This window comes from Blastococcus sp. CT_GayMR20 (assembly GCF_004570345.1).
Map to the genome: position 1 here is coordinate 44,309 of NZ_SPQM01000005.1, position 19,101 is coordinate 63,409.

Consider the following 19,101-nt stretch of genomic DNA (forward strand, 5'->3'; position numbering starts at 1 on the left):
CCCTCTACAGGGTCGTCAGCCCTGCTCGGGCCGAGCCCACTGGCCTACGACGCGCGGTTGGGCGCGCCCGTGGACATGAGTGCCATGCCCGCACGGGGGCAACGACGTTGCGGAACTGACAGAAGTCCGGCCGAGCTTCGCCGGCCGTCCGTGACACGTCCAACAGCACTCAGCCAGCCAGCCGCACACGCCGGCCCAGACGCAGCCCTGAGCGCGGAGTCACCAGCACGAAGACACACCGCTGGTTGTAGAACGCCTCGGCCTTGTATCGACGCACTTCACCGTCCAACGCTGTGCGTCGTAGCTCTAGCTCGGGATGCGACTCTCCGTGCAGTGCCCGGTGCGCAACCTGCCCCAGTGGTCGGACGTCGGCGCCCGACCCGATGGCTAGGCGATTCCCGGGGAACCAACGACTGAACGGCCCATGCTCGGCGATGAAGGTCGGTGAAGCGAGAGCGTTCCAAACGGGAACGGTGTCGTCGCTGGTCGCGAACTGACCAACTATCGCGAGAGCGACCGACTCGGGGTGATGCTCTACGTAGTACCGGATCGTGGCATGCATGGACGTCCCGAACTGTGGCGCCAGCAGGGTCGGGGTGGCCAGCGACAACTCGTAGCTCAGAGCGCGGTCATGAAACCGGGCGCCCTGAAAGAGCAAATGAGCGGCCATGATGTTCGCTTCTGCCTCGAGCTCCAGCTCAGTCTCAGGGTCGAGGGCGCGGTCATCGTCGAGAAAAAGCTCATGGCTCGCCTGGTGCCACGGGATCGCCCGGTGGGCGATCTCGTGCGCCTCGGTGAACCGAGCGCGTACTTGGGACTGGCCGTAGTCGATGAACGCCACCTCCTCGCGGTAAAGAAGGGCCCCGACCACCCGGCGTAGAAAGGATGGCCGTCGCGGCTTGACAGCAGCCGGTAGCTCGCTGATGTCGAGGACCTCCTCGATCCCCACCACCTCGGCGACGGAGTCAAGCGGCGTGGGGAAAACGCCGGCGGCATCGGCGCGCTGGAGCAGCCGCTCGGCCAGGCCCGCGACGTGATCCGAGGCCCGATCCAATGCCGGCTCCTTCGTCACGTGTCGGCACCCTTCGGTTTGTTTCGGTGGTCTGAGCCGAGCTTTCGCGACCGCCCCGCGCCACCACTGCGTCGGAGCGCATCCATGAATGCCAGCGCCTCTTCTTGTTGCGCTGGCGTCAGATCATCGAGGGCCCGCAGAGCCGCGCCTGCCAAGGAGCGGCGATGTGGAGCCTGCTGATTTGAGGCGCTGACCGTCCGGCCGGCCAGCGTCATGAGATCCGCAAAGTCAAGCTCATAGATGCCCGCCAAGGTCCACAGCAGGCCCGTGTCGGGCCTCTCGATCGCGCCGGACTCGATCTGTGACAGATGGGCATTGCGCACACCACTTCGCGCTTCAACCTCCCGCAGGGTCCACCCACGCTCGACCCTGGCTGCCCTCAGTCGCTCTCCCAAAGTCCCAGACATGCCTCAAGAGTAGTGACTTGCTCATCGCCTGAGCAAGTCTGCTAATCTCCTGAGCAAGACGGCGAGGGGCTGTCTCGGCGGGACCCCACCCATGAGGTCGGTTCTGTCAGTAGCACCAGCACACCCGTGCTGGTCGCAACCAAGATCCGCTCGACCGGGCGGAGAGGAGCAACGATGCGGTTCAAGATCAGCGAGTCGACCGACGGCCAGTACTACTTCGAGATCCAGGCCGGAGGGAACTACGAAACGCTGGCAACCAGCGAGACGTACAAGCGCTCGGACAAGCGCGACGTCCAGGCCGCGATCGACCAGATCAGGCGCGAGGCCGGCGGCGCCGACGTCGTCAACGACAGCCAGTAGGCGACGGCCTGTCCAGCCGCGACGCCTATCCATCCATCGCCTTAGGAGGCACCCATGGCTTTCGAGCCGCTCAGCAATATCCCGGTCCGGGTCGTCGACACGACCATCGACGTCGTCTCGAAGGGATCGGGAAGTCAGGCCCAGGACGACGTCTTCGTCACCGCGCAGCTCCAGCTGCAGGGCGAGGTCGCCGCCGGTGAGCGCGCGACCCTCATCCTGCCGCTGGCGTCGGAGGCGCAGCAGCAGCCGATCCTGCGCTACACCGACAAGCCCATCACGGGTGCGCAGGTCTTCGCGTTCGACGACGTCGACCGGTCGGACTACGACCAGGAGGTCGTCAAGAGCCTGGAGGCTCTGGGTGACGGTGCGAGCAAGCGCGAACAGCGCGACCTCGCCGTCGACATCGGGCGAGCCGCCAAGTCCTTCTCCAGCACCGTGGTGACCGTCGAGCCGGGGCAGCGGACGCTGCGCCTCTTCTACGGCATCTCTGCAGACAAGGTCGGCGACCGCGAGTTCGAGTTCTCCGTCATCGGGCCGCTGCCGTCCTTCGTCATCCAGGCCGGCGGCTCCATCGGCGTCATCGCCGCACTGCCGCGCAACACGACGGTGGTAAAGGCCGAGGGGCTGTTCAACCCGAACGACCCCAACTCGGTCGTCCCGCCGAGCAACGCCACGCTCGGCGGCCGTCCGGTCTGGGGTTGGTTCTGGCAGAACGATCCGCTGTTCCGCATCCGCTACCGCTACTGACACCCGCGTCTGAACGTGGAGAGGGGGAAGACGCCTCGACCTGAGAGGGGTGGCGGAGCCAACCAGAATTTGGCTCCGCCACCTGTCCCAGGCATCGACCCATCACCTAACTGACTTAAGCCGAGGGAGTGCTTCCGCACTGCCGTCGACGCCGCGCTCACGTGGGTTGGCGCGACAGTCAAGATGCACCGAGCGGAGGGTGCCTGCTACACGTGCACCGCGTCTGAGGTCCCGATAGTAGGAACCCAATATCGTCGTTGCTCATTGACCGGGCCTGGAATCAACCGAACTTCTAACGCTGCCGACACTTATCATCAGCATTCCACTATTTACTAGAGAGCGGCACGCATGCTACCAATGGAGGTAGTCTGGGCCCCGCTTCGCGGGGCCCATCGCCGTTTTTAAGGGTGACCTGTTGGTCATTGTTGGGTGGCGTTGAAAATGCGCGGTGGAATGAAGGTGTACGCCGGGGCGGCGACGGCCGCCCGGGCGTATCTGGAGGCCGACCGCGGCCGGGCCGACGACTACTACCTGACCGAGGGCACCGCCCTGGCGCGCCGCTTCGTGGCCCGCGACGGACGGGTGGCCGAGCGGGCGCCGCTGGCGGGCAAGGGCTACGAGACGTGGGTGGCCGGCTGCGACCCGGACACCGGCGACCCGCGAGGGCGGCTGCGCACCGATGAGCGTGCGGTGCGGTTCGTCGAGGTGGTGGTCAACGGCCCGAAGTCCTGGTCCCTGGCGGCCGCGCTGCACGACGACGTCGCGGCCGCCTACGACGCCGCCCAGGACCGGGCCGCCGCCCAGATCATCGGCTGGCTCGCCGCCCACGCGACCACCCGGGTCGGCCCCCGCGGCGGCCAGGTCCAGGTCCCGGTGGACATGCTGGAGGCGGTGACAGTGCGGCACTACACCTCCCGCGCCGGAGACCCGCACCGGCATCTGCACCTGCAGATCGGCGCCCGGGTGTTCGCCGCCGAGCAATGGCGCGGGCTACACACCGTCGCCGTGCGTGACTTCCTCGCCGCCATCAACGGAATCGGGCACGCCGCGGTCGCCTGCGATCCCCAGTTCCGGGCCGCACTCGCCGGGCACGGCTACACCCTGGACGCGACAGGAGAAATACAGGAGCTCGGCGCCTACGTCGGTCCGTTCAGCGCACGGGCGGCGCAGATCGGGCGCAACCTGGATCGCTACGAACGCGACTGGATGGCGGCGCACCCCGGAGAACAGCCCGGTCCGGCGCTGCGGCGGGCCTGGGACGCCCGCGCCTGGGCCGAGGGGCGCCCGGACAAGGTCATCCCCCGCTCCGGGGCCGAGCTCGTGGCGCGGTGGCGAGCCGAGCTGGCGTCACTGGGCTATCGCGATCCCGCCCACCCCGTCTCGCTGACGCCCTCCGCGGCGATCAGCCGCTCGACCTCGCCGCGGACGTCGGCGGCGTTCCAGGCCGAGCGGCCGACGGCCAGCCGGATCAGCACGGCGTCGACGGCAGCCTCGCGGTCCAGCGCGCCGATCGAAGTCGGCGTCAGCGAGACGGGGTGGGCGGGATCGCGATAGCCCAGTGACGCCAGCTCGGCTCGCCACCGCGCCACGAGCTCGGCCCCGGAGCGGGGGATGACCTTGTCCGGGCGCCCCTCGGCCCAGGCGCGGGCGTCCCAGGCCCGCCGCAGCGCCGGACCGGGCTGTTCTCCGGGGTGCGCCGCCATCCAGTCGCGTTCGTAGCGATCCAGGTTGCGCCCGATCTGCGCCGCCCGTGCGCTGAACGGACCGACGTAGGCGCCGAGCTCCTGTATTTCTCCTGTCGCGTCCAGGGTGTAGCCGTGCCCGGCGAGTGCGGCCCGGAACTGGGGATCGCAGGCGACCGCGGCGTGCCCGATTCCGTTGATGGCGGCGAGGAAGTCACGCACGGCGACGGTGTGTAGCCCGCGCCATTGCTCGGCGGCGAACACCCGGGCGCCGATCTGCAGGTGCAGATGCCGGTGCGGGTCTCCGGCGCGGGAGGTGTAGTGCCGCACTGTCACCGCCTCCAGCATGTCCACCGGGACCTGGACCTGGCCGCCGCGGGGGCCGACCCGGGTGGTCGCGTGGGCGGCGAGCCAGCCGATGATCTGGGCGGCGGCCCGGTCCTGGGCGGCGTCGTAGGCGGCCGCGACGTCGTCGTGCAGCGCGGCCGCCAGGGACCAGGACTTCGGGCCGTTGACCACCACCTCGACGAACCGCACCGCACGCTCATCGGTGCGCAGCCGCCCTCGCGGGTCGCCGGTGTCCGGGTCGCAGCCGGCCACCCACGTCTCGTAGCCCTTGCCCGCCAGCGGCGCCCGCTCGGCCACCCGTCCGTCGCGGGCCACGAAGCGGCGCGCCAGGGCGGTGCCCTCGGTCAGGTAGTAGTCGTCGGCCCGGCCGCGGTCGGCCTCCAGATACGCCCGGGCGGCCGTCGCCGCCCCGGCGTACACCTTCATTCCACCGCGCATTTTCAACGCCACCCAACAATGACCAACAGGTCACCCTTAAAAACGGCGATGGGCCCCGCGAAGCGGGGCCCAGACTACCTCCATTGGTAGCATGCGTGCCGCTCTCTAGTAAATAGTGGAATGCTGATGATAAGTGTCGGCAGCGTTAGAAGTTCGGTTGATTCCAGGCCCGGTCAATGAGCAACGACGATATTGGGTTCCTACTATCGGGACCTCAGACGCGGTGCACGTGTAGCAGGCACCCTCCGCTCGGTGCATCTTGACTGTCGCGCCAACCCACGTGAGCGCGGCGTCGACGGCAGTGCGGAAGCACTCCCTCGGCTTAAGTCAGTTAGGTGATGGGTCGATGCCTGGGACAGGTGGCGGAGCCAAATTCTGGTTGGCTCCGCCACCCCTCTCAGGTCGAGGCGTCTTCCCCCTCTCCACGTTCAGACGCGGGTGTCAGTAGCGGTAGCGGATGCGGAACAGCGGATCGTTCTGCCAGAACCAACCCCAGACCGGACGGCCGCCGAGCGTGGCGTTGCTCGGCGGGACGACCGAGTTGGGGTCGTTCGGGTTGAACAGCCCCTCGGCCTTTACCACCGTCGTGTTGCGCGGCAGTGCGGCGATGACGCCGATGGAGCCGCCGGCCTGGATGACGAAGGACGGCAGCGGCCCGATGACGGAGAACTCGAACTCGCGGTCGCCGACCTTGTCTGCAGAGATGCCGTAGAAGAGGCGCAGCGTCCGCTGCCCCGGCTCGACGGTCACCACGGTGCTGGAGAAGGACTTGGCGGCTCGCCCGATGTCGACGGCGAGGTCGCGCTGTTCGCGCTTGCTCGCACCGTCACCCAGAGCCTCCAGGCTCTTGACGACCTCCTGGTCGTAGTCCGACCGGTCGACGTCGTCGAACGCGAAGACCTGCGCACCCGTGATGGGCTTGTCGGTGTAGCGCAGGATCGGCTGCTGCTGCGCCTCCGACGCCAGCGGCAGGATGAGGGTCGCGCGCTCACCGGCGGCGACCTCGCCCTGCAGCTGGAGCTGCGCGGTGACGAAGACGTCGTCCTGGGCCTGACTTCCCGATCCCTTCGAGACGACGTCGATGGTCGTGTCGACGACCCGGACCGGGATATTGCTGAGCGGCTCGAAAGCCATGGGTGCCTCCTAAGGCGATGGATGGATAGGCGTCGCGGCTGGACAGGCCGTCGCCTACTGGCTGTCGTTGACGACGTCGGCGCCGCCGGCCTCGCGCCTGATCTGGTCGATCGCGGCCTGGACGTCGCGCTTGTCCGAGCGCTTGTACGTCTCGCTGGTTGCCAGCGTTTCGTAGTTCCCTCCGGCCTGGATCTCGAAGTAGTACTGGCCGTCGGTCGACTCGCTGATCTTGAACCGCATCGTTGCTCCTCTCCGCCCGGTCGAGCGGATCTTGGTTGCGACCAGCACGGGTGTGCTGGTGCTACTGACAGAACCGACCTCATGGGTGGGGTCCCGCCGAGACAGCCCCTCGCCGTCTTGCTCAGGAGATTAGCAGACTTGCTCAGGCGATGAGCAAGTCACTACTCTTGAGGCATGTCTGGGACTTTGGGAGAGCGACTGAGGGCAGCCAGGGTCGAGCGTGGGTGGACCCTGCGGGAGGTTGAAGCGCGAAGTGGTGTGCGCAATGCCCATCTGTCACAGATCGAGTCCGGCGCGATCGAGAGGCCCGACACGGGCCTGCTGTGGACCTTGGCGGGCATCTATGAGCTTGACTTTGCGGATCTCATGACGCTGGCCGGCCGGACGGTCAGCGCCTCAAATCAGCAGGCTCCACATCGCCGCTCCTTGGCAGGCGCGGCTCTGCGGGCCCTCGATGATCTGACGCCAGCGCAACAAGAAGAGGCGCTGGCATTCATGGATGCGCTCCGACGCAGTGGTGGCGCGGGGCGGTCGCGAAAGCTCGGCTCAGACCACCGAAACAAACCGAAGGGTGCCGACACGTGACGAAGGAGCCGGCATTGGATCGGGCCTCGGATCACGTCGCGGGCCTGGCCGAGCGGCTGCTCCAGCGCGCCGATGCCGCCGGCGTTTTCCCCACGCCGCTTGACTCCGTCGCCGAGGTGGTGGGGATCGAGGAGGTCCTCGACATCAGCGAGCTACCGGCTGCTGTCAAGCCGCGACGGCCATCCTTTCTACGCCGGGTGGTCGGGGCCCTTCTTTACCGCGAGGAGGTGGCGTTCATCGACTACGGCCAGTCCCAAGTACGCGCTCGGTTCACCGAGGCGCACGAGATCGCCCACCGGGCGATCCCGTGGCACCAGGCGAGCCATGAGCTTTTTCTCGACGATGACCGCGCCCTCGACCCTGAGACTGAGCTGGAGCTCGAGGCAGAAGCGAACATCATGGCCGCTCATTTGCTCTTTCAGGGCGCCCGGTTTCATGACCGCGCTCTGAGCTACGAGTTGTCGCTGGCCACCCCGACCCTGCTGGCGCCACAGTTCGGGACGTCCATGCATGCCACGATCCGGTACTACGTAGAGCATCACCCCGAGTCGGTCGCTCTCGCGATAGTTGGTCAGTTCGCGACCAGCGACGACACCGTTCCCGTTTGGAACGCTCTCGCTTCACCGACCTTCATCGCCGAGCATGGGCCGTTCAGTCGTTGGTTCCCCGGGAATCGCCTAGCCATCGGGTCGGGCGCCGACGTCCGACCACTGGGGCAGGTTGCGCACCGGGCACTGCACGGAGAGTCGCATCCCGAGCTAGAGCTACGACGCACAGCGTTGGACGGTGAAGTGCGTCGATACAAGGCCGAGGCGTTCTACAACCAGCGGTGTGTCTTCGTGCTGGTGACTCCGCGCTCAGGGCTGCGTCTGGGCCGGCGTGTGCGGCTGGCTGGCTGAGTGCTGTTGGACGTGTCACGGACGGCCGGCGAAGCTCGGCCGGACTTCTGTCAGTTCCGCAACGTCGTTGCCCCCGTGCGGGCATGGCACTCATGTCCACGGGCGCGCCCAACCGCGCGTCGTAGGCCAGTGGGCTCGGCCCGAGCAGGGCTGACGACCCTGTAGAGGGTGGTCGGTCGCGTGACCACAACGTGATCGACATGGCTCGCGGTTTCAGCCCGAGGGGTTGACGGATGTGCAACTCTTCGCTTCACAGAGGATCCGGGGAGACTCTTGACGATCACAGTGGCCGTAGTCGTCGGCGACGGGCTCGTCGTCGCTAGCGATAGCGCGACCACGCTTCAAGCGAACTTTCCCGACGGCCACGCCGAGCCGATCCACATCTGGAACAGCGCGGACAAGATCTTCAACCTCCGCAAGGGGCTTCCCTTGGCCGCGATGACGTGGGGACGAGGCACCATCCAAGGCCGGAGCATCTCGTCGCATGTGAAAGATCTCCGCCAAAGGCTCAGTGGTCAGTCCTCAGCTCACGCGGACTGGCAGCTCGACGAGGCTGCCTACTCAATGACCGAAGTGGTGGATCGGGTTAAGGAGTTCTTCGCGGAGCGGCTTGACGCGAGCCAGCCCTCCGCTCCCATGGGGTTGCTCGTGGCTGGTTACGGAGCCGACGACGACCGGCCGGCCCTCACCGAGTTGAACATTGATGCCGGCACGTGCAGCACTGGAGCGGAGCTTTCTGCTGGAGAGATCGGCATCTTCCAGTGGGGCCAACCTGAGGCTATCGCTCGTCTTCTCGACGGCGTGAGCCAGGACTTGCCACAGGCCCTCAGCAACCTCGGCGTGCCGGCGAATCTGGTGGACCCTTACACCCAAGCGATAAAGGCCCAAGTGGCCCGACCGTTTATCTACGACTCCATGCCCCCCGTCGAGGCCATACAGCTAGCCGAGTGGCTGGTGGAGACCACGATCAAGTTCGTCCGCTTCGAACCTGGTCACCCGACGGTAGGAGGACCGGTTGAAGTCGCCGCGGTCACGCGGCACGAGGGTTTCAAGTGGGTCAAACGCAAGCACTACTACACCAGCACCCTCAACCCGTGAGGCAGGCATAGATGAACGAGAACGCCACCGCAGGTCGGGTGTACACCCCTACGTCGTCAGGCCAGGCGTCGCGTTCCTCGGCCTCGGGACGCTTTGCGGTCACATCGTCGAGCGCGCGGAAGCCCGCTACTCCTAGCAAGCTTCCGCCCTTGCGCCTACAACAACCAAAGTCCTCGAAGGGGAGTGGAAAGTCCCGGTAGCGGAGTCCACTCTGCTTCCCCATGACCATCTCCCTCCGACTGTGCAGGGCTGGGAAGGGTGGGCCGAAGGACCATCCCGCAGGGATGCGCAGCGCCCTTCCGGCGGCCGGCGCAGTCGGAGAGGCTCCTGCGAGGTGGGGGTGGCAGCTGCGCGATTTTGGGACCCGTGCGACGAGCGATGGTGCGGGACCGGGAGATCGGAACCAGCCCCCATATCGGTACGTCCTGGGGAACCGGCGGTCGCCTCGGACCATCTATCCGCTAGCGACCGCTCACGCAGAAGGGTGCCGTTGTAACAGGGCGGCGACACAGGCAACGACCGCGGAGGCGTCGCGACGGTCGTAGCGAAAGTCGGCGGTGATGGCGTCGGCGTGGTGGGCACCGCTGGCAAGGGAGTGCACCGCGGCGCGCAGCGCGGCGAATCGTTGCGCCAGGTCGCGTTGCCGTGCCGTCCTCGGTTCGTCGTACGCAACTGGTGGGTCGAGCTGGTCGTATAGGTCGAGAGCCAGCCGCGCGTCGCGCACTGCGTCCTCGGCGCGGCCGTCCGTCAGCGCCCGTAGCGCTGCTTGCAGCCGGCGGCCGGCCTGTGCGCGCAGGCTGTTCGGATCGCCGAGAGGCAGCGGCACCAGTAGTGGCACGGTGACTAGGGCGCCGAGGCGCTCGGCATGGCTGGCCCAGATTGGGCCGCGGACGCGGATCCAGTCCTGCGCGTCGGCGGCCGGGTAGTCCAGAGTCGCGGCGCCGACGAGGGCGACGTTCAGGTCGACGAGCAGTTCCAGGTCGCCTCCATCGCGGTCGGCCTCAACGCCGGCCAGTTGCTGGTCGTTAATTGTCGTGGTGAGCACCACCGAGCGCGGGTAGGACGCTGCGGCGCTGACTGGCAGCGGCTGATCGGATTGCAGCACCCCGATCCAGCCCATCGAGTGCTGGAGCCGTAGCGCTCCGGAGATCAGCGCAACCGACCCCACGGGAAGGCCCACCGGGGTGGCTTTGTAGCGCAGCGCGAGACGGTGGGCGCCTGGCCCAGGCTCCGCTGTCACTTCGTCGAACATGAGGCGAAGCTCTGCGCCAACGGCCAGACGGATGTTCGTCACGCCGTTCATCGTCCCGAACGCGGTTACCAGGGTGGGACGGCCCTCGCTCTGCCGGTCGTCGAGCGGGCCCTGAATGCTGCCGCAGGGCCGCGGCAGCTGAGCTAGTCGCTGCTCGGGTCAGGCCTCCTGCCGGCCCAGGCTGAAGTGGCAGTCGGCGGCCATGAGGGCGAGATGCCTTGGAAGTTTCTGGGGCAGACGCCAGCCGGAACCGCCGCCGGCGAGAGCGTCCTGCGCCGCGGCCCGGCCGGCGTCCGTTTCGCCTTCCCTTCAGGCCTGATGCTCGACGCTCGTCGCCGGTGATGTTGTCCGCCACTCGCTGACCTCGGGTTTCCTCCCGGTCGCCAGTTCTGTGACCCCCATGGGTCAGACTGCACCCCGTGGTACTCCGGTCGGCCTCTGCAGATCTTGATACGGCGGCCCTTCGGAAGGCGCGGGGCGCCTTCTTTACCCCGGAACCGCTCGCGCGCTACATCACTGACTGGGCGGTCCGTTCCGTCGACGACCGTGTGCTCGAACCCTCGTGCGGCGAGGCGGCGTTCCTCCTCGCCGCGGTCGATCGCCTGGCCGCTCTGGAGGCCACCAGCACCGGACAGACGTTGCTCCCCCACCTCGACGGCGTCGAACTGCACGAGGACTCAGCCCAAGCAGCACGGGAACTGCTGACAGCAGCTGGCGTGGAGGCAACCGTCACCGTCGGAGACTTCTTCGGGATCAATCCGGGGCGGCAGTACGACGCGGTGATCGGAAATCCGCCTTACGTCCGCTACCAGGACTTTTCCGGCGAGAGCCGGGCACGATCCCGCGCCGCGGCGCTCCGCGGCGGCGTCTCCCTGACTGGCCTGGCGTCCTCCTGGGCGGCCTTCACGGTGCATGCGGCACAGTTCTTGAAGCCCGGCGGTCGTCTCGGCTTGGTGCTGCCGGCCGAACTCTTGACGGTCAACTACGCGGCCGGGGTGCGCACCTTCCTGCTGCAGAATTTCGAGCAGGTCGACCTCGTCGCCTTCGACGAGCGTGTCTTTCCCGGGGTACTAGAAGAGGTCGTCCTGGTTCTGGCTGATGGTTACGCCGACGGCCCCACCGACCACTTCCGGCTGTTCCAGGCGAGGAACGCCGACGACCTGGCGAACACGACGACGCCACGGCTGTGGCGGCCGATCCCGCCCGCCGGCAAGTGGACTGCCAGCCTGCTGACCAGCGAGACTCTCGGCGCCTATTCCGGGCTGCTGGCGACTGAGTCCTTCACGCTGCTGGAGACCTGGGGCGACACGACGCTCGGCATGGTCACGGGCAACAACAAGTACTTCACCTTGAGCCCAGCGCGCGCCGCTCAGCTTGGCCTGTCCAAGTCAGACCTGCTGCGGTTGTCACCCCCTGGCTCGCGACACCTGCGGGGCCTCAGCCTCACCAGCGCTGCACTCACTGAGTTGGGAGACGCCGGCGCAGCAGTCTGGTTGTTCCGACCGGCTGGCGAGCCGTCTGCGGCTGCGTGGGCGTACATCGCAGAGGGCGAGGCGCGAGAGGTTGATCAGGCCTACAAGTGCCAGGTGAGAAAACCGTGGTGGCGGACGCCGCTGGTGAAGCCGGCTGATCTGCTGCTGACGTACATGAACGCCGATACGCCGCGGCTGTCTGCCAACAAGGCCCGGGCGCACCATCTCAACTCGGTGCACGGCGTTTATCTGAAGCCGGAGCACCGAGCGCTGGGCAGCGATCTGCTGCCGGTGGCGTCCTTGAACTCCATGACGCTGCTCGGCGCAGAGATGGTTGGCCGCGCCTACGGCGGCGGGATGCTCAAGCTGGAACCCAAGGAAGCTGACCTGTTGCCCGTGCCGTCGCCCGCCCTGACCAAAGCCGCCGAGACGGCCCTACGGAGACTTCGGCCGCAGTTGGTCCGCCTCCTGGCCAGCGGTCAAGTCGTGTCGGCGGCCCGCGCGGTCGATGAGGTGCTGCTCGTTGGTGAACTCGGGCTACCAGAGGCTGAGGTGAAGGCCCTCCGCCAAGGACACGAGGAGCTGACGGCCCGACGCGTCGCAAGAGGTGGTGCGTCGCATGTTCATCGCGGTGACGGGGACACAGTCAGCCGGAGAGCCAACAGCAACAGGCTGCGGCGTCTCTGATGGCTGCTGAACGCAGTCTCAAGTCCGAGGCTTGGACCCTGTTCGACCGGATCGTTGAGCGGGCGATCGGCGGGGAGCTGCAGGACTACAGCAACCCATGGAACCGCGAGTCCGAAGAGGGTCCCCTCTGCTACAACCCCGACTACGACGTTCTCCAGCAGCTGCTGGGCGTGCCGCTACTGCTGCAAGCGGCCTCGCAGTCCGGTGTGCCGGCGTTAGCCCTTGACGTCTGGACTGCCTACGAGCTGCGCCGAGCCGGCTTCGAGCCCGATCTGGTGTGGCCCCGGGCAAATCCACCACGCATCCTGCCGTCGACTCTGGTGGCGCTACGGCGGGAAGCAACTCGTGAACAGCTGCGCGTGCTCGATGCCATGCTGCAGTCCGGTAAGACGTACAGTAACGAGACCGGCGCGAACGCGAACATCCTCGGCAAGAACTACGTCAAGCAGGTCGACGTCGTCATGTCCGCCTGGAACACCGGTCCCGAGATCATGATCTCGACCAAGCGGATGGACTCGTCGTTCGGCAAGAACGCTGCCAACCGTGTCGAAGAGAGCTACGGCGACGCCAAGAACCTGCGCAGTCGGCACCCGCAAGCGGCACTTGGGTTTCTCTACAGCCTGCGCTCGACCGCGCTGACGCCGCAGTTCGCCGACATTGCCGCCTGGATCATCGACCTTCTCGGCAAGCTCGGCCGCGAGGACGACGCTTACGACGCCGTCTGCCTCGTCATCCCTGACTGGTCGGACGAATTGCCGTCCCCGCCGGGCGGCGACGAGGACGACGAAGACCCTCTTGTCTCAGCTGGTGTACAGACCAGCGCCTCCGCCGAGGAGGAGCCGCTGCCGCTCCCGCTGCCCGAAGATGAGCTGGATCAACGGCTCCGGGACCTCCCGCATGTCGGGCTACGTCGCGACGCCGTACCGCCGAACCTCTCCCCAGAGGTCTTCTTCCCTACGATCGTCAACCGGGTGCTCGACAACAGCCCAGTGAATTTCCACCGCGAGGCGCGGTTACGCCGAGAGGAAGCCTCCGCGTAGCTAGGCAACGCAAAGTAACGGTTGCTTGCCGTGACGGTGAGACTGCCTTACCCTCACTCCCGAACGACCCCACGCCTAGCCGTGGTGTGCGTCCCCGGACGTACATCCCGGTAGGCCTAAATGTTGGGTCTCACGGGCTGCATATGAGTCAGCCCCGGGGTTGTTCAACCAAGCAGACGCTTGCTGTCCATGAGGTGCTGCGATCCGGGGCGCGGCCACACCCTTGTGGAGTTCGCCATGCAGTCTGTTTCCTCTGAAGTCACGCGTGAGCGTGTGATCACCAGCAAGAACGTCGTAGCCCTGACGGTGGTCGTCGGCGGCTTCATGACCTTGGCCGGTTTGACCGTCTACTCGATCAACAAGACTGGGGGCACCGAAGCGCTGAGCGGCATGGCGCAGGTCGTTAGCGCATTCAGTTGGCTGCAGGGCTCTCTCGGCTGACGAGCCGGAGGGCGTCGACCAGCTGTACCGGTCCTGGTTCGAGACCCGCTACCCACGACACCTGATCGGTGACGCCGGACCTGACCTCGCAGATCAAGGCGTGGGTGGTTAGCCCGAGGGTCTACCCCGCCTCCCATATCCCGCCCTACTCCGACGGCGCAGCGCCGGGGGAAGGGTGGGCCGAAGGCCCATCCCGAAGGGACGCGCAGCGCCCTTCCGGCGGCCGGCGCAGTCGGAGAGGCTCCTGCGGGTGTGGGGCGCGGTTGCCGTCGTCCGGGCAGTGTCCGAGACGACTGCTGCGGTGGCCCCAGTCCGCACACAGTCCGCAGATGGTCCGCAAAACGGCCAGAATCAGCCAACCACAGCCGCGAGCGACCCTTGGCAAAAGTGCTGGTCAAGTGGGGTTTCCAGTCACAGCCCACCGCGCCAAACCACCCCTCGGTCGATTTTGCAAGGCGGGGGTTAGGGGTTCGATTCCCCTCGTCTCCACCCACATCCTGCACGCCCGCTGCCCTTCCGGTGACGGTGCCCACAACACCCGCGTCGTGCTCCCCAGAAGGGGGGCGTCCTGCTTGGTCGCGTCGCGTCCCCGTGTGACAGTCGGACGAACGAGACCAGCCCGACTTGCTCGACGACGAGGAGGTCACCACACAGCACGGGGGAGAACAGTCATGCCGCTCATCGAGATCCGGATCTCGACCGGGGTCGGTGTCGCCGACACGCAGCTCGCCGCGTTCGACGCGGCGCTCTACGAGGCCGGCATCGGCGACGTCAACCTCCTCCCGCTGTCCTCCGTCATCCCGCCCGGGGCCGACGTGGTGCAGAAGCAGCCCGACCTCACCGGTACCGAGTGGGGGGACCGGCTCTACGTCGTCCTCGCCGAGCAGACCGCCACCACCGTGGGCCAGGAGGCGTGGGCCGGCATCGGCTGGATCCAGGAGCCCGAGGGCAGGCGCCGTGGCCTGTTCGTGGAGCACCACGGCGCCAGCGAGGCCGAGGTCGAGGACCTCATCCACGCCAGCCTCGGATCCATGCGGGAGTACCGGCCCGAGGTCTTCGGTCCCGTGCGGAGCGTCCTGCGCGGTGGCCGCTGCACGGGACGCCCGGTCTCGGCACTGGTCGCAGCGACCTATCAGAGCCAGCCGTGGTGACCGCCGTCCAGGTGCGCCTGGCCACCGACCCCGACGACCTGCGGACCGCCCGCGCCCTCGAGCACGACGTCTTCGTGGCCGAGGGGTTCACGCCCGCCAGCGAGGCCCGGGTCGTCGAGGAGTACGCCCACCTCGACGGGCAGTCGCGCTGGCTGCTCGCCGAGCGGGACGGCGAGCCGGCCGGCGTGCTGCGGCTGATGGCGGAGGGGCCCCGTGCGGTGCCCGCCGTGGCTCACTTCCCGCCGTTCCCGGGGGCGCACGGCATCCTCACCGGCGAGCGGTACGCCGAGGTGGGCACCTTGGCGGTCACCGCGGCGCACCGCGGCACCGACGTCGGGCTGCACCTCTACCGGGCGGCGCTGCAGCTGTCGCTTGACGATGGCGTCACTGCCTGGGTGGCGGTGCTCGAGCAGTGGCTGCTCGAGCACATGACCGCGTCCGGCTTCCACTTCCAGCCGATGGGTCTGCCCCGGTACTACATGGGCGGCGAGTGCCTGCCCGTCCGCATGATCCTGCGGAACGCCCTGGACACGCTCCGGCAGCAGGACGCCGGCCTGCACGCGTGGCTGACGGGCCGGCCGTGACCATCTAGGGGGCCGACTCCCCATCGGCCGGCGGACGGCCGTAGCCGACCGCATCCCGGACGGCGGGCGGCGCCGCCTCGACCAGCTCCCGGTTCGGCCGGGCGCCGAGGGCGTCGTTCACGGTGGAGAAGGCGATCCGCAGCGCGACGTACAGCGTGAGCGCGGCGATCTGCGCCTCGTCGAAGCCGGCGTCCCGCAGCGCCTGGACGTCGGCGGGCTGCGTGGTGTTCGGATCACGCGCCAGAGCGCGGGCCCAGCGCGCCAGCGCCCGGTCGGTGGCGTCGAGCCCCGCGTCGTCCCCCCGGAGCACCGCGGCGGCGGTCTCGTCGTCGACCTCACCGGCCAGGCGCGTCCCCCATGCCAGCGAGCAGTGCGGGTCGCCCAGCGCGCCGGCCGAGGCGGCCACCAGGATCCCGCGCTGACGGAACGTGAGCCCGGCGCGGGTGGCGGCCCGCGTCCAGAGAGCCGCGAGCGCGTCATGGTCCCTGGGCTGGTGAGCCCAGGCGTGCGAGGTGTTCATGACGAAGCCGAAGTCGTCCCGGTCGCCGGCGAACAGCTTGTCCGCTGCAGAGGACGGCGGGGCGACGGCGAGGAAGCCGCGCTCGCCGAGCGGCTCGTCAGCCGGCATGGCGGGCACGGTAGCGGCAATCGCGGGGCAGATGTTCCACGTGGAGCACGGCCGGCTGTGCGCAGCTGACCGTCCGCGGCGGAGGGCACCTAGTCCAGGCGCGAGCGCCAGTCCTCGCGCAGGCGGTAGCCGCGCCCACGGATGGCCTCCACCGCAGACCCTCCGGAGCCGAGCTTCGTCCGCAGCGTGCGCACGACGGCGTCCACGACGTTGCTCCCACCGATGTACTCCGTCGCCCACACGTCCCGCAGCAGCTCGGCGCGGGACACGGTCTGGCCCTCGTGGTCGTGGAGGTGGCGGAACAGCCCGAACTCCAGCGGTGTGAGTGCGACCGGCTGCCCGCCGACGACCAGTTCGTGGGCGTCGGCATCGAGCGCCGGCTCCTCGGCGACCCCGAGTTCGGCCGCGAGGACGTCGACCAGCCAGCCGTCGACCGAGCCCGGGCCGAAGTCCAGCATCACGGTCGTGTAGCCGGCGCCGTCGAGCACGACCGGCGCCGAACTGATCGGCCGGAAGCCGAGCTCGCGGACCACCGGCCAGTACGACGGCACGTCACGCACGACGACGAACATCCGGCGCAGAGCCGGCCGCAGCGCCATGTACGTCCGTTTCACGTCCAGCCAGCAGGCCGCCTGGGTGGCTCCGGGCGCCTCACCGCGATCGCGGTCCAGCCATCGACGCAGACCCAGCACGACCTCGCCGCGGGCCGTCGGGTGGCTGTCGAGCTGCCGGGCCCAGGACTGGACGACGGGGTCGTTCCCCACGGACGGGTGCCGGATCCGGGCGTCGTCGAGCAGCAGGAAGAACCCGGCGAGCCGGCCGTCCCGGCCCCGGGAGACGTTGAACGCCGAGGGGGCCGCGGTCCACCACTGCCGGAGCAGCCGCGCCGCGTCCGGTCCGTCGTGCCGTTCGGCGACCTCGTGGACGGCCCGCTCGTCGGAGCGGTCGGCCGGTTCGACGGCGAACTGCTGCGCGTCGCTCGGGAAGAAGGCCTCACGGGCCACGGGGTTGTCCAGCAGGTAGAGGATGTCGGCCGTGTAGCGCCAGAGCTCGGCGGGAGCGGCCGCACGCATCTCGTCGCGGAGCCGCCGCCAGGCCGCGCGCCGGTACTCCCGGTAGCGCACCGGGCTCGTGCTCCGGAGGTGTCCGGCCACCGCATCGCGGACGGCCTCGTGCACGACGGTCCCGTCCCGACCCGCCACCACGAACGGCAGGGAGAGCAGCCGGTGCACGGCTGCGGCGCCGTTGCCGTCCAGCACCGCGTCGAGGAGCGACTCGGTGACCCGGCGCACGACGGACGCCGCCTCGAGCGACTGCCGGGTCAGCGGATCGTCGATGTCCTCGAAGTACAGCCGCGTCAGCTCCTCGACGACGCGGGACGTCGCCGCGTCCTCCAGGGCGAGCTGCGGGTTCTCCGCGGCCCCCGCCGAGGCGAGGACGAGAGCCAGCGGGTGGCCACGAGCGATGCGGTTGAGCCGCGCCGCCTCGGAGGGCGGGACACCCCGGTCGGCCAGCAGCAGGCCGGAATCCGCCTCGGACAACGGCGCCAGCGCGAGGGTCCGGAAGCCGGGCACCCCGAACCAGCCCGGTACCGGCCGCTCCCGGCAGCCGAGCACCAGGGCGGCGCGGGGCGGCAGGGCGGGCACGACCGCCCGGCGCAACCAGGTGTCCAGCAGCAGGAAGTGCTCGTACTGGTCGAGGACCAGGACGACGGGCTGCGCCAGCGCGCCGAGATGCGCAGCGAAGGCGGCGACGTCGTCGAACCCCCCTGCTGCGCGCAGGAACCCGCGTTCGGTCGGCTCGACGGTCCGGCAGTCCAGGGACACGACGTGCCTGCCGGCGGCCCTCGTGCGGTCGGCGAAGGTGTCCAGGAGTGCGGACTTGCCCATGCCGGCAAGGCCGTGGACGTGCACGATCCCGCCGGCTCCGGCGGAGTCGACGAGGAGTGCGATGTCGTGCTCGCGTCCCAGCAGCGGCGCGATGCGGGACCGCGTGGCCGTGCCCACTCCCGGAGGATGGCCCTCGGAACCGGGACGTACAAGGTTCGTACGTCCCGGCCCCGGGGCCAGCTCCGGGAGTCCGGCGGGCTCCCGCCGGCTACCGGTCGGCCAGCTCCACCGTCACCTGGACCCGCCCCGAGTTGTTGTCGTACCAGCCCGGCTGGCCCTTGTAGTAGTAGCCGTCGGCGTACCCCACGAAGAGCCGGGTGGCCTCGTCCGGGACCTGCACGCGCAGGTCGGTCCCGTCGCCGATGAGGAAGGTCTGGCCGATCTCCGGCTCGATGGATCCGGCCGTTGCCTGGTCGGTGACGTCCAGCCGCTCCGGCGCCGGGTCCTCGGGCGGGGCATCGGTGAGGAGGACGCCGACCACGAAGATCCCCGCTTCCTCGTGCACGATGCCGGAGATGCCCCCGAACGACTGCACGTCGGTCGTGCCGAACTCGCCGCCGTCCCCCTCGGGGCCGACGAAGTTCGGCTGGCTCGTGATCGGGTTCACGCGTCCGGTGACCTCGGGGAACGTGAGCACCCGGTCGGTGCCGTCGGGGATCTCCCACATGGGCGGTTCGACGCCGGCCCCTCCGCCGCCGGGTTGTGGCGGGGTATCGAGCCCGGCGCCGAAGATGTTGGCCGCTCCCAGGACGTCGAGGCTGTTGCCGTCCGACGTGACCGCGACGATGACCCACGCCGCGAGCCCGCACCCCGCCACGCCCGCCGCCACGCGGCGCGCCCGGTGCTTCCGCCGCGACGGGGAAGGCAGGCCCCGGGGAAGTGCGGAGGTCGACATGACGGTTCCCTTCGCCGATCGCGGTCGTCCGTATGGAGAGCGTCGCGTACGG

Annotated in this window: 18 protein-coding genes and 2 pseudogenes; 11 read left to right on the forward strand and 9 right to left on the reverse strand. The window is 68.6% G+C overall.

Annotated features, from left to right (window positions below; genetic code table 11):
- Nucleotides 1-169: 169 nt before the first annotated feature.
- Complete coding sequence (locus tag E4P40_RS02350) at nucleotides 170-1,072, reverse strand: ImmA/IrrE family metallo-endopeptidase (RefSeq protein ID WP_167762084.1); 903 nt, start codon at nucleotides 1,070-1,072, stop codon at nucleotides 170-172.
- Nucleotides 1,069-1,479, reverse strand: coding sequence for a helix-turn-helix domain-containing protein (locus E4P40_RS02355; protein WP_135157085.1), 411 nt, complete (start codon nucleotides 1,477-1,479; stop codon nucleotides 1,069-1,071). The genes E4P40_RS02350 and E4P40_RS02355 overlap by 4 nt, the downstream gene beginning before the upstream one ends.
- A 174-nt stretch (nucleotides 1,480-1,653) precedes the next feature.
- Here E4P40_RS02355 and E4P40_RS02360 point away from each other — a divergent pair, with 174 nt between their 5' ends.
- The 3 genes and pseudogenes from E4P40_RS02360 to mobF (E4P40_RS02370) all read left to right on the forward strand — a co-directional run.
- Nucleotides 1,654-1,839, forward strand: coding sequence for a YegP family protein (locus E4P40_RS02360; RefSeq protein ID WP_135157087.1), 186 nt, complete (start codon nucleotides 1,654-1,656; stop codon nucleotides 1,837-1,839).
- Nucleotides 1,840-1,893: 54 nt separating this feature from the next.
- A complete protein-coding gene (locus tag E4P40_RS02365) occupies nucleotides 1,894-2,586 on the forward strand; it encodes a hypothetical protein (RefSeq protein ID WP_135157089.1) in 693 nt (230 codons plus the stop codon).
- Between the two features lie 441 nt (nucleotides 2,587-3,027).
- Nucleotides 3,028-3,981, forward strand: a pseudogene (gene mobF / locus E4P40_RS02370) (MobF family relaxase); the annotation flags it as partial.
- Here mobF (E4P40_RS02370) and mobF (E4P40_RS02375) read toward each other — a convergent pair.
- The 3 genes and pseudogenes from mobF (E4P40_RS02375) to E4P40_RS02385 all read right to left on the reverse strand — a co-directional run.
- Nucleotides 3,972-5,054: pseudogene (gene mobF, locus E4P40_RS02375) on the reverse strand (MobF family relaxase); the annotation flags it as partial. The pseudogenes mobF (E4P40_RS02370) and mobF (E4P40_RS02375) sit on opposite strands and share 10 nt — an antisense overlap.
- Nucleotides 5,055-5,495: 441 nt before the next feature.
- On the reverse strand, nucleotides 5,496-6,188 hold the full coding sequence (locus E4P40_RS02380; protein ID WP_135157089.1) for a hypothetical protein: 693 nt from the start codon (nucleotides 6,186-6,188) through the stop codon (nucleotides 5,496-5,498).
- A gap of 54 nt (nucleotides 6,189-6,242) precedes the next feature.
- Nucleotides 6,243-6,428 carry a YegP family protein gene (locus E4P40_RS02385; RefSeq protein WP_135157087.1) on the reverse strand — a complete coding sequence of 62 codons (186 nt, stop codon included), beginning with the start codon at nucleotides 6,426-6,428 and terminating at the stop codon, nucleotides 6,243-6,245.
- Nucleotides 6,429-6,602: 174 nt separating this feature from the next.
- On the opposite strand from E4P40_RS02385, the gene E4P40_RS02390 reads away from it, so the two are divergent.
- From E4P40_RS02390 to E4P40_RS02400, 3 genes are all read left to right on the forward strand, one after another.
- A complete protein-coding gene (locus E4P40_RS02390) occupies nucleotides 6,603-7,013 on the forward strand; it encodes a helix-turn-helix domain-containing protein (RefSeq protein ID WP_135157085.1) in 411 nt (136 codons plus the stop codon).
- The gene (locus E4P40_RS02395; RefSeq protein ID WP_167762084.1) at nucleotides 7,010-7,912 is read left to right on the forward strand and encodes an ImmA/IrrE family metallo-endopeptidase; all 903 of its coding nucleotides are present in this window, start codon (nucleotides 7,010-7,012) and stop codon (nucleotides 7,910-7,912) included. Before E4P40_RS02390 ends, E4P40_RS02395 begins: the two co-directional genes overlap by 4 nt.
- 273 nt (nucleotides 7,913-8,185) lie before the next feature.
- Nucleotides 8,186-9,010: a hypothetical protein gene (locus E4P40_RS02400; protein WP_135157081.1), complete on the forward strand. Its 825-nt coding sequence runs from the start codon at nucleotides 8,186-8,188 to the stop codon at nucleotides 9,008-9,010.
- 472 nt (nucleotides 9,011-9,482) lie between these two features.
- On the opposite strand, the gene E4P40_RS02405 is transcribed toward E4P40_RS02400, so the two are convergent.
- A complete protein-coding gene (locus E4P40_RS02405; protein WP_135157079.1) occupies nucleotides 9,483-10,304 on the reverse strand; it encodes a hypothetical protein in 822 nt (273 codons plus the stop codon).
- A gap of 377 nt (nucleotides 10,305-10,681) precedes the next feature.
- Here E4P40_RS02405 and E4P40_RS02410 point away from each other — a divergent pair, with 377 nt between their 5' ends.
- The 5 genes from E4P40_RS02410 (at nucleotide 10,682) to E4P40_RS02430 (ending at nucleotide 15,637) form a co-directional block, all read left to right on the forward strand.
- Nucleotides 10,682-12,421, forward strand: coding sequence for an N-6 DNA methylase (locus E4P40_RS02410; protein WP_135157077.1), 1,740 nt, complete (start codon nucleotides 10,682-10,684; stop codon nucleotides 12,419-12,421).
- A complete protein-coding gene (locus tag E4P40_RS02415) occupies nucleotides 12,421-13,461 on the forward strand; it encodes a hypothetical protein (protein ID WP_135157069.1) in 1,041 nt (346 codons plus the stop codon). Before E4P40_RS02410 ends, E4P40_RS02415 begins: the two co-directional genes overlap by 1 nt.
- A gap of 237 nt (nucleotides 13,462-13,698) precedes the next feature.
- Nucleotides 13,699-13,902, forward strand: coding sequence for a hypothetical protein (locus E4P40_RS02420; RefSeq protein WP_135157067.1), 204 nt, complete (start codon nucleotides 13,699-13,701; stop codon nucleotides 13,900-13,902).
- A gap of 671 nt (nucleotides 13,903-14,573) precedes the next feature.
- Nucleotides 14,574-15,053 (forward strand): pyruvoyl-dependent arginine decarboxylase, encoded by a 480-nt coding sequence (locus E4P40_RS27875; protein ID WP_167762083.1) that lies wholly within the window; start codon nucleotides 14,574-14,576, stop codon nucleotides 15,051-15,053.
- On the forward strand, nucleotides 15,050-15,637 hold the full coding sequence (locus tag E4P40_RS02430; RefSeq protein ID WP_167762082.1) for a GNAT family N-acetyltransferase: 588 nt from the start codon (nucleotides 15,050-15,052) through the stop codon (nucleotides 15,635-15,637). The genes E4P40_RS27875 and E4P40_RS02430 overlap by 4 nt, the downstream gene beginning before the upstream one ends.
- A gap of 4 nt (nucleotides 15,638-15,641) precedes the next feature.
- On the opposite strand, the gene E4P40_RS02435 is transcribed toward E4P40_RS02430, so the two are convergent.
- From E4P40_RS02435 to E4P40_RS02445, 3 genes are all read right to left on the reverse strand, one after another.
- Nucleotides 15,642-16,265, reverse strand: a complete 624-nt coding sequence (locus E4P40_RS02435; protein ID WP_135157061.1) for a hypothetical protein — start codon at nucleotides 16,263-16,265, stop codon at nucleotides 15,642-15,644.
- A gap of 89 nt (nucleotides 16,266-16,354) precedes the next feature.
- Nucleotides 16,355-18,271 (reverse strand): winged helix-turn-helix domain-containing protein, encoded by a 1,917-nt coding sequence (locus E4P40_RS02440; RefSeq protein WP_135157054.1) that lies wholly within the window; start codon nucleotides 18,269-18,271, stop codon nucleotides 16,355-16,357.
- 91 nt (nucleotides 18,272-18,362) lie between these two features.
- On the reverse strand, nucleotides 18,363-19,049 hold the full coding sequence (locus E4P40_RS02445; protein ID WP_135157052.1) for a hypothetical protein: 687 nt from the start codon (nucleotides 19,047-19,049) through the stop codon (nucleotides 18,363-18,365).
- Nucleotides 19,050-19,101 lie beyond the last annotated feature (52 nt).